This window comes from Streptomyces sp. NPDC036984 (assembly GCF_055607665.1).
In genome coordinates this window covers 1-3,493 of the sequence record NZ_JBVJRL010000068.1, presented here as the reverse complement: position 1 = coordinate 3,493, position 3,493 = coordinate 1, and the positions used below count along the sequence as shown (strand labels likewise).

The 3,493-nt window shown below is 72.1% G+C and carries 1 protein-coding gene; it reads left to right on the top strand.

Annotated features, from left to right (window positions below; translation table 11 throughout):
• Positions 1-3,493 (top strand): type I polyketide synthase (locus ACZ7DL_RS38930; protein ID WP_470781778.1); only part of this gene is annotated, 3,493 nt, incomplete at both ends.

The window sequence follows — 3,493 nt, the reverse complement described above, 5'->3', positions numbered from 1 at the left end:
ACCGCCCTCGCCACCACCTTCACCCACGGCCACACCCTCAACTGGGACGCCTACTACACCCCCGCACACCCCCACACCACACCCCTCCCCACCTATCCCTTCCAACACCAGGACTACTGGCTGACGGCTCCCTCCAGCAGCACCAACGTCGCCTCCGCAGGTCTGCGGGCCGCGCGCCATCCGCTGCTCGGGGCCGCCGTGGACCTCGCCGCCGGGAACAGTGTCGTGCTGACGGGCCGGCTGTCTCTCCAGTCGCACCCCTGGCTTGCGGACCACGCGATTCTCGACACGGTCCTGCTCCCCGGCACGGCGATTCTGGAACTCGCGCTGCACGCGGGCCAGCGAGTCGGCTGTGACCAGGTCGAAGAGCTGACGCTCACCGCCCCTCTCGTGCTGACGGCCGAGGGCGCGGTGGACATCCAGGTGGTGGTCGAATCCGCGGACGCCGCAGGCCGTCATGGCCTGACGGTGTACGCACGGCCTGCTCACGATCTGGACGAGGACGTCGAAGAGTGGACCGCGCATGCCACCGGTGTGCTCACGGCGGACGCTCCCGAACCGATCGCACCGTTCGCGCAGTGGCCGCCGACCGACGCGACGGAGGTGGACGTCGCCGAGGCATACGCCGAGCTGACCGCCAACGGCCACGGCTACGGCCCGGCGTTCCAAGGGCTGTCACGGGTATGGCGGCGCGGTGAGGAGGTCTTCGCCGAGGTCTGTCTTCCGGAGGCGGTCCGGTCCGACGCCGAGCTTTTCACGCTGCACCCGGCACTGTTCGACGCGGCGCTGCACCCGCTGCTGCCCGGCGTGGTGGACTCGACGCGCGCCGGGGGGCTGCCGTTCTCGTGGTCCCGGGTCCGCGTGCACCGTTCCGGAGCATGGCAGCTCCGCGTGCACCTGGTTCCCACCGGTGAGGACACTGTGGCGCTCACCGCGTTCGACGAGCTGGGCTCGGTGACCGCGGCAGTGGAGGCGCTGCGGTCGCGGCCGGTGTCCGCCGACGCGCTGCGGGGCGCCGGCGGCCGAGCGCAGTACCGTGACGCGCTGTTCCAGGTGAACTGGACTCCGTTCGATCCCTCCCCGAGGGGAGAGCAGCACGACACGTGGGCCTTCGTCGGCTCGCAGCCTCCGCACCCGGCCATACCCGGTCGGCTCTGGAGCGGCCTGGAGGAATTGGGCCGCGCGATCGAGGACGGTGCCCAGGCACCCGACGTTGTGTGTGCGGAGCTGCGGCCGACCGACGCGGACGACGTCGTGGCGTGTGTGCATGAGACGCTGCTGCACGTCCTGAGCCTGACGCGGGCCTGGCTCACCGACGAGCGCTTCACCCGCTCCCGGCTGGTGGTGCTGACCCATGACGCCATGGCGGTCGCGCCGGACGCCCGAGTGGAACCGGCGCTCGCCGCCGCCTGGGGCCTGCTGCGTACGGCGCAGACCGAGAACCCCGACCGCATCGTGCTGATCGATCTCGAAACCGCCGATGTCGCCGATGCCGCCGCTCAGGAGCCGGGTGCCGCGCTGCTGCGCACCGCGGTCGCGTCCGGTGAACCTCAATTCGCGGTGCGGGGTGGTCGGTTGCTCGTGCCACGGCTGGGGCGGGCCGATGTCCGGCAGGCCACCCACGATATGCCGTGGGACGGCGAAGGCACGGTGGTGGTCAGCGGGGCGACCGGTGAACTGGGCGCGCTGCTGGCCCGGCACCTCGTCGCCGAGCGGGGTGTGCGGCACCTCCTGCTGCTGAGCAGGCGGGGCATGAGCGCGCCGGGCGCCGAGGACCTCGTAGCCGAACTCGGTGCCCTGGGCGCTGAGGTGACCATGGCCGCGGTCGATGTCGCGGACCGTGAGGCGCTGGCGACGGCCCTGGGGGGTGTGGCGGCCGAGCATCCGATCCGTGCCGTGGTGCACACCGCCGGCGTCCTGGACGACACGGTGGCCACCGCCCTGACCGCCGAACAGCTCACCCGCGTACTGCGCCCGAAGGTGGACGCGGCCTGGAACCTGCACGAGCTGACCGAGGGGCTCGACCTTTCCGCGTTCGTGTTCTACTCCTCCTCCGCCGCCACGTTCGGCGGGCCCGGCCAGGCCAACTACGCCGCGGCCAACGCCTTCCTGGACGCCCTCGCCCACCATCGCAGGCTGCGCGGACTGCCCGCCGTGTCGTTGGCGTGGGGTCTGTGGGCGCAGGCCGGCGGCATCACCGAGAACCTGTCGGCGCAGGACGTCGACCGGATCGCCCGCGCGGGTATGACGCCCCTCGCGCAGGACGAGGGCATGGCGCTGTTCGACCTCGCGTTGGGTCTCGATCCCACGATGATCCTCCCGATGCGGTTGGAGACCGCTCGGCTGCGCGCTCTGGGTGCTGGGCTGCCCCCGCTCCTTCGGGCGCTGGTGCGCACGCCGTCCGCTCACCGCGGCGCGGCGGGCGGCCCGGCGGGTGGCTTCTCCGAACTGGCCCGGCGACTTGCGGGTCTGTCCGCCGCCGAACAGCGGCGCGTACTGCTGGATCTGGTCCGCGGGCGGGTCGCCCAGGTTTTGGGCCATTCGGACCCGGCCGCGATCGGTGACGATCGCGCGTTTCAGGAGCTCGGGTTCGACTCGCTGACCGCCGTCGAGCTACGCAACCAACTCGCCTCCGACTCCGGCCTGCGTCTGCCGGCGGCTCTGGTCTTCGACCACCCGACGCCGGCCGCGATCACCGACCTGCTGGCCGCCGAACTCGCGGGTGCCGAGCAGGAGGCGTCGGCCACGGTGACCACCGTCTCCTCTTCGGCCGAGGACGACCCGATCGCCATCGTCGGCATGGCCTGCCGCCTTCCGGGGGGCGCGGCCTCGCCGGAGGATCTGTGGCGTCTGGTGTACGACGGTGTCGACGCCGTGTCCGGCTTCCCCACCGACCGGGGTTGGGATCTCGACCGTATCTACCACCCCGACCCGGACCATCCCGGCACCAGCTACGCGCGTGAGGGAGGGTTCGTCTCCGGGATCGACCGGTTCGACGCGGAGCTGTTCGGCATCTCGCCCCGTGAGGCGCTGGCCATGGACCCGCAGCAGCGTGTGTTGCTGGAGACCGTGTGGGAGAGCCTGGAGCGGGCCGGAATCGACCCTCGTTCGCTGCGCGGCAGCCAGACCGGCGTGTTCGTCGGTGTGAGCGGCCAGGATCACGGCACGGTCCTCGCCCGTGTGCCCGGCTTCGAAGGACAACTGCTCGCGGGCAGCGCCAACAGCATCGCCTCGGGCCGGATCGCGTACCACCTGGGGCTGACGGGGCCCGCGGTCACCCTCGACACGGCGTGCTCATCGTCCCTCGTGGCGCTGCACCTGGCCGCGCAGGCCCTGCGCTCGGGTGAGTGCTCGCTCGCGGTGGCCGGCGGCGCGCTGCTCATGTCCACTCCCGCGCTGTTCGTGGAGTTCAGCCGGCAGCGGGGACTGTCGCCGGACGGCCGCTGCAAGGCGTACTCCGCGTCGGCGGACGGCACGGGCTGGTCCGAGGGCG